Source organism: Acinetobacter sp. YH12116 (assembly GCF_013418895.1).
Classification (GTDB): domain Bacteria; phylum Pseudomonadota; class Gammaproteobacteria; order Pseudomonadales; family Moraxellaceae; genus Acinetobacter; species Acinetobacter indicus.
The window spans coordinates 1-5,144 of sequence record NZ_VPBE01000058.1 but is presented as its reverse complement, the minus strand read 5'-3'; the positions used below and the strand labels follow the sequence as shown (position 1 = coordinate 5,144).

Below are 5,144 nucleotides of genomic sequence, written 5' to 3'. Positions count from 1 at the left end.
TTCTGCCCGAGCTGTGGGGCGCGGCGGATGGCCGAAAGTGCCGCCTTGCTGGTTGATGAAGTACTGCCTGAACAACCCATGCGTCAGTGGGTGTTGAGCTTCCCGTTTCAGCTGCGTTTCCTGTTTGGGGTCGTTTGCGGGAAGGGGCGGAATCCTACGCTAAGGCTTTGGCCAGCGATATTCTCCGGTGAGATTGATGTGTTCCCAGGGGATAGGAGAAGTCGCTTGATATCTAGTATGACGTCTGTCGCACCTGCTTGATCGCGGCCGCGATAGCTAGATCGCGTTGCTCCTCTTCTCCATCCGCGTTCCAAGCTGCGGAAAGGCACCCATAAGCGTACGCCTGGTCGAGCAGGCGACGCGGATCGACGTCCAGCGCACGAGAGAATGCGTCCGCCATCTGTGCAATGCGTCTAGGATCGAGACAAAGGTCGTCTCTGTCAGCCGGATCGTAGAACATATTGGCGGCGCCAAAGCCCACTTCACCGACCAGACCGACGGGATCTATCACCAGCCAGCCGCGACTGGAGAACATGATGTTTTCATGATGCAGATCGCCATGTAGCCCACGCAGTTCCGAGGCATTGCTCATCATTTGATCGGCTATAATCGCCGCGTGGACGTAGTCAGTTTGACAACCTGCGTTTTGATCATCGCGCGCCCGCTGAAACAAAGCTGCAAAGCGATCCCGGATCGGGAGAAGGGCAGAAGGCAGGGGTTCCTCAGATGCGGCATACAGCTTCGCCATTAGTTCCGCTGCAATTTCGGTCGCCTGGTAGTCGCCGTGCTCGGCAACGATGTGAGAGAGCATTCGCTCCCCGGCATATTCGAGCAACATCAGATTGTTCTCACGACCGAGCAACCGGACTGCTCCCCTCCCATTGCGCCATACCAGATAGTCGGCCCCGCGCAGTTCATCAGCAATGTCTTCTATAGGTTTCAATCCCTTGACGATTGCAGGAGTCCCGTCTGGCAATGAAACTTTCCAAACGAGGCTGGAAAAGGTGTCCGCAATGAGAACAGGTTGCGAAACGTGCCAATGAGCAGGAAAAACAGGCGGCATGAACATCAACCCCAAGTCAGAGGGTCCAATCGCAGATAGAAGGCAAGGCGTTCGCGGTCGGGGGCTTCGATCCCCAATACATTGAATAGGACAGCGAAGGCGCGCTCTGCTTCATCTGGCGCTGCCCAGTTCTCTTCGGCGTTAGCAATCATGAGTGCCAAATCGGCATAGCGATCTGCTGTTCCGAGCCGCCCAAGGTCGATCAGACCCGTGCATTGAAGAGTTTTAGGGTCCACCATGAAGTTCGGCATGCAGGGATCACCATGGCAAACAACCATATCGGTGCGCTCTTGGTCGAGCCGCACCGGTAGCTCTCGTTCGACACGAGCCAAAAGATCGAGCTGCGGCGTACTCTTGTCCTCGTCCGGTAAGAAGTCGGGATTGACGGCATTGCGGGACACCACATCAACGGCGCGTCCGAACATTCGCGACAGCCTGCGCTCAAACGGACATTGATCAACCGATAGGCTGTGAACAGCGCCAAGTTGCTGCCCCATTGACGGCCACGCTTTGAGCAAATCCGCTCCAGACAGATCAGCCGCCGGTACTCCCGGAATTGCCGTTATCACCAAGCATGCACCCTCCTGTTCCTCCTGCCAGTTGATGACCTCGGGGCAAGCCACACCTCGACCTTTGAGCCAAATGAGGCGGTCACGCTCTCCAGCGAGCTCACCGCGGCGGGAAGCAGGTGCGATTTTCGCGAAGGCATGCCCGTCACCACGTCGAAAAACAAAATCACCAGATTCTCCGCCTCTGACAGGCAACCAGTCAGAATGCGATTCACCAAAAAAAATATTAGTTCGATTCAATGGAGGTTCCTTCAGTTTTCTGATGAAGCGCGAATATAGAGAAATATCCCGAATGTGCAGTTAACGAATTCTTGCGGTTTCTTTCAGCGCCGCCAATACCGCCAGCCCGTCGCGCAAGGGGCGCGGCTCGTGTGTGCGGATGAAGTCAGCTCCACCTGCGGCGGCGGCAAGCTCTGCAGCGAGTGTCGCGGCCCCGACATCCCCCGGACCACGGCCTGTGAGCGCGCGCAGAAAGGATTTGCGCGAAACAGACAGAAGCACCGGCAAATCGAAGCGCAGCCGCAATTCATCGAACCGCGCCAGCACCGAGAGCGAGGTTTCGGGAGCAGCCCCCAGAAAAAACCCCATGCCGGGATCAAGGACAAGGCGGTTGCGTTTGATACCGGCACCCGTCAGCGCCGCGATGCGCGCGTCAAAGAACGCCGCAATGTGATCCATGATGTCGCCAGCGGGTGCCTCGCGCCGATCTGCCTGCCCGTCTTGCACCGAATGCATAACGACGAGTTTGGCAGATGATTTCGCCAATTGCGGATAGAACGCAGCGTCTGGAAAACCGCGAATATCATTGAGATAGGCCACACCACGCGACAAGGCATAGGCTTGCGTCGCGGGTTGATAACTGTCGAGCGAGACGGGAATGCCATCTGCCTTGAGCGCGTCCAGCACCGGCGCGATACGCGCGATTTCTGTGTCGGACGAAACAGGCGCGGCGTCGGGATTGCTGGATGCCGGACCGAGGTCGATCACATCTGCCCCCTCGGCCATCAGCTTACGCGCCTGCGCAATGGCTGCGTCTGGCGCCAGATACCGGCCTCCATCGGAGAAACTGTCCGAGGTTATGTTGACGATGCCGAAAATGATGAGCGATTTATTCATGGGGGCTTCTATAATAATAATAATCGAGCATGAGTCTCATACGGATGCTCGGGTCGAAAGGGAATCCCCAGGCGAGTAACCTGTTTGCGGTGATCTGAACCGTACCGGGTTTGTCGGAGACTTTTTTATTTAAGTTAGGCCACCTGACCTAACGGATTAATTTTATCATAGTACATTGCTTCAAAATCAAAAGGTGGCACATAACCTAGTGCACTATGTACACGCTCTTTATTGAACCAATCTACCCAATTTAATGTCGCAAGTTGTACATCCGCTAAACCTTGCCAATCTGCTTTTAAATATTCAATCACCTCTGTTTTGTATAAGCCATTCACTGTTTCAGCCAAAGCATTATCGTATGAATCACCGGTCGTACCGACTGATGCTCGTAAATTTGCTGCTTCTAAACGATTGGTATAACGAATGGAAAGATATTGCACACCTCTGTCACTATGATGAATCACGTTCTTTGGCATGCCTCGATCATGCAATGCTTGCTCCAGTGCATCGAGCACCATGTCTGTATTCATCCGTGTTGATACTTTCCATCCAACAATTGCTCGCGAGAACACATCAATAATAAAGGCGGTATAGACCCAGCCTGAATTTGTTTGAATATACGTAAAGTCAGCGACCCACAGCTGGTCAGGGTGATCAGCACTAAAATTGCGTTTCACCAAGTCATCTGCTCGTTTTTGATCATCTCGGCTATGGGTAGTTTGTTTATTCTTACCTCGCCAAACACCTTGTATACCTAGCTTTTGCATCAATCGAGCAACTGTACAGCGTGCAATAATATAGCCTTCACGTTTCAGTTTTTGCCAAACTTTACGTACACCATATCGACCTGAACTTTCCTTCCAAATTCGTTTAATTTGTTCAGCATGATGCAAGTCATGTAGATCTCGCTTTGCTCGATGTTCTGGGTTTTCGCAGAGATCTAGAGTCCGGTAATAGGTTGAGGGTGCGATCGGTAAAATTCTACAAATCGCCTCGACTCCGTACAGCTCTTTATTATTATGGATAAAATCCACCATTATTTGTGTGGGCGGTCGAGTTCCGCCTGGGCGAAAAAAGCGGCTGCTTTACGTAGAATCTCATTGGCGCGTTGCAGTTCTTTATTTTCGCGTTCGAGTTGTTTGATACGTTCTTGGTCTGAAAGCTGCTGTACTTTAACTGGATTTAGTTTATCTAAATATTTTTGATACCAAACACGTAGTGTTTCAGGAGTACAACCTATCTTGGGAGCAATAGCGGTGATCGCAGCCCAATTCGATGGATAATCTTTTTCAGATTCAATCAATAATTGAACCGCTCTTTCTCTGATTTCAGGGGCATATTTTAATTTTGTCATCGGGATAGTCTCTCAGAATATTGACTCTCCGACAAACCCGGTACGGTTCAGCAAATAAGCAACCTTCTAATGCAACAGCGAAGTGTAGAGATGGGACTTGGTCTTTTAGCTTGAATAGGAGAGGTACTTGTTCTGGCCATGGTGGAGTAGCTAACTGGCTTTAGAACTTAGAATACTTCTGATTTAAAGCTTATCATGCAATATGCTTAAAACTTAAAAACCAATAAAAACAGGAATTTTAAGTTCCTATTTTTCATGTTAGAACCCATTTAAAGTGTCTATATTCTCACCAATTAAAATGTCTATATCCTCATCTATAAACTTGTAAAAATTAAAAATTAATATTATCGTATTACTATCAAAAACAAAAATGGATTACATATGCTTCCAATGTTAGCTTCACAACTTCAACAGGAAACAGGTTGGCGAGTTACTAGCTGTGAAATTCTATTAGATCAATCTCATACAAATACTGATGAATCTTTTGGCAATATAGAAATAACATCAAAACATGGTATTACCTTATTTTTCGGGTTCACTTCATCTACCAATAAAAAAATAGAAATGGATGAAATCCGTATTTTCAATGCAGAAAATATTGAAGTTTGTATTGATGAAAATGATGCAAATAATGTTTTCGCTGCTGCTTATGATATTGTCGATCAAACAAATTGGCGAAAAATTGCAATAAATGCAAAATATGAAAAGCAGAGTAGAAAAGTTAAAAGTATAAGTTTTAATCGGGAAAGTGAGGCTGATCTTTTACACTTTGTAGAAAATCAAAAAGATTTTTCAAACTGGGTAAAAAGCAAAATTTTAGAAGAAGTAAGTAAATCTCATGGATGAAAAAAGGCTTACTTTCATGGGCTTTTTGATTATCGATTTAACATAAAATCTCTTATGCGAAATGGGTTGTGTAACTCCAAAATAGAAATGTCCGGTTTCTCCAAAGTAAAAATGTCCGCTTTTAGAATATGCACTTTTGCAATTTTCTTAGCGGACGGTTTGATATGTTGGTGTCTATGTCGGATAAAGAACTTAA

6 protein-coding genes and 1 other annotated feature are annotated in these 5,144 nt (G+C 48.1%); of the genes, 2 read left to right on the top strand and 4 right to left on the bottom strand.

Annotation, left to right across the window (positions count from 1 at the left end):
* Nucleotides 1-232 precede the first annotated feature (232 nt).
* From FTU54_RS14935 to FTU54_RS14920, 4 genes are all read right to left on the bottom strand, one after another.
* Complete coding sequence (locus tag FTU54_RS14935) at nucleotides 233-1,069, bottom strand: aminoglycoside O-phosphotransferase APH(6)-Id (RefSeq protein ID WP_000480968.1); 837 nt, start codon at nucleotides 1,067-1,069, stop codon at nucleotides 233-235.
* On the bottom strand, nucleotides 1,069-1,872 hold the full coding sequence (gene aph(3'')-Ib / locus FTU54_RS14930) for an aminoglycoside O-phosphotransferase APH(3'')-Ib (RefSeq protein WP_001082319.1): 804 nt from the start codon (nucleotides 1,870-1,872) through the stop codon (nucleotides 1,069-1,071). The genes FTU54_RS14935 and aph(3'')-Ib overlap by 1 nt, the downstream gene beginning before the upstream one ends.
* A 60-nt stretch (nucleotides 1,873-1,932) precedes the next feature.
* The gene (sul2, locus tag FTU54_RS14925; protein ID WP_001043260.1) at nucleotides 1,933-2,748 is read right to left on the bottom strand and encodes a sulfonamide-resistant dihydropteroate synthase Sul2; all 816 of its coding nucleotides are present in this window, start codon (nucleotides 2,746-2,748) and stop codon (nucleotides 1,933-1,935) included.
* Nucleotides 2,749-2,882: 134 nt separating this feature from the next.
* Nucleotides 2,883-4,102 (bottom strand): IS3 family transposase gene (locus tag FTU54_RS14920; RefSeq protein ID WP_100249712.1). Its coding sequence is split into 2 segments (ribosomal slippage): nucleotides 2,883-3,826 and nucleotides 3,826-4,102, totalling 1,221 coding nucleotides; the frame shifts between segments, so codons are not numbered across the junction.
* Nucleotides 3,711-3,827: a sequence feature (AL1L pseudoknot), on the bottom strand. Its footprint overlaps the gene before it by 117 nt.
* Before the next feature lie 20 nt (nucleotides 4,103-4,122).
* Here FTU54_RS14920 and FTU54_RS14915 point away from each other — a divergent pair.
* Nucleotides 4,123-4,266, top strand: a complete 144-nt coding sequence (locus FTU54_RS14915; protein WP_171527277.1) for a DUF3761 domain-containing protein — start codon at nucleotides 4,123-4,125, stop codon at nucleotides 4,264-4,266.
* Between the two features lie 217 nt (nucleotides 4,267-4,483).
* A complete protein-coding gene (locus FTU54_RS14910) occupies nucleotides 4,484-4,948 on the top strand; it encodes a hypothetical protein (RefSeq protein ID WP_004968108.1) in 465 nt (154 codons plus the stop codon).
* The last annotated feature ends 196 nt before the right edge of the window (nucleotides 4,949-5,144 follow it).

What these genes read in the sequence shown, in the direction of transcription:
- FTU54_RS14935 (WP_000480968.1), bottom strand. Translation starts at nt 1,069, where the DNA reads ATGTTCATGCCGCCTGTTTTTCCTGCTCATTGGCACGTTTCGCAACCT.
- sul2 (WP_001043260.1), bottom strand. Translation starts at nt 2,748, where the DNA reads ATGAATAAATCGCTCATCATTTTCGGCATCGTCAACATAACCTCGGAC.
- FTU54_RS14910 (WP_004968108.1), top strand. Translation starts at nt 4,484, where the DNA reads ATGCTTCCAATGTTAGCTTCACAACTTCAACAGGAAACAGGTTGGCGA.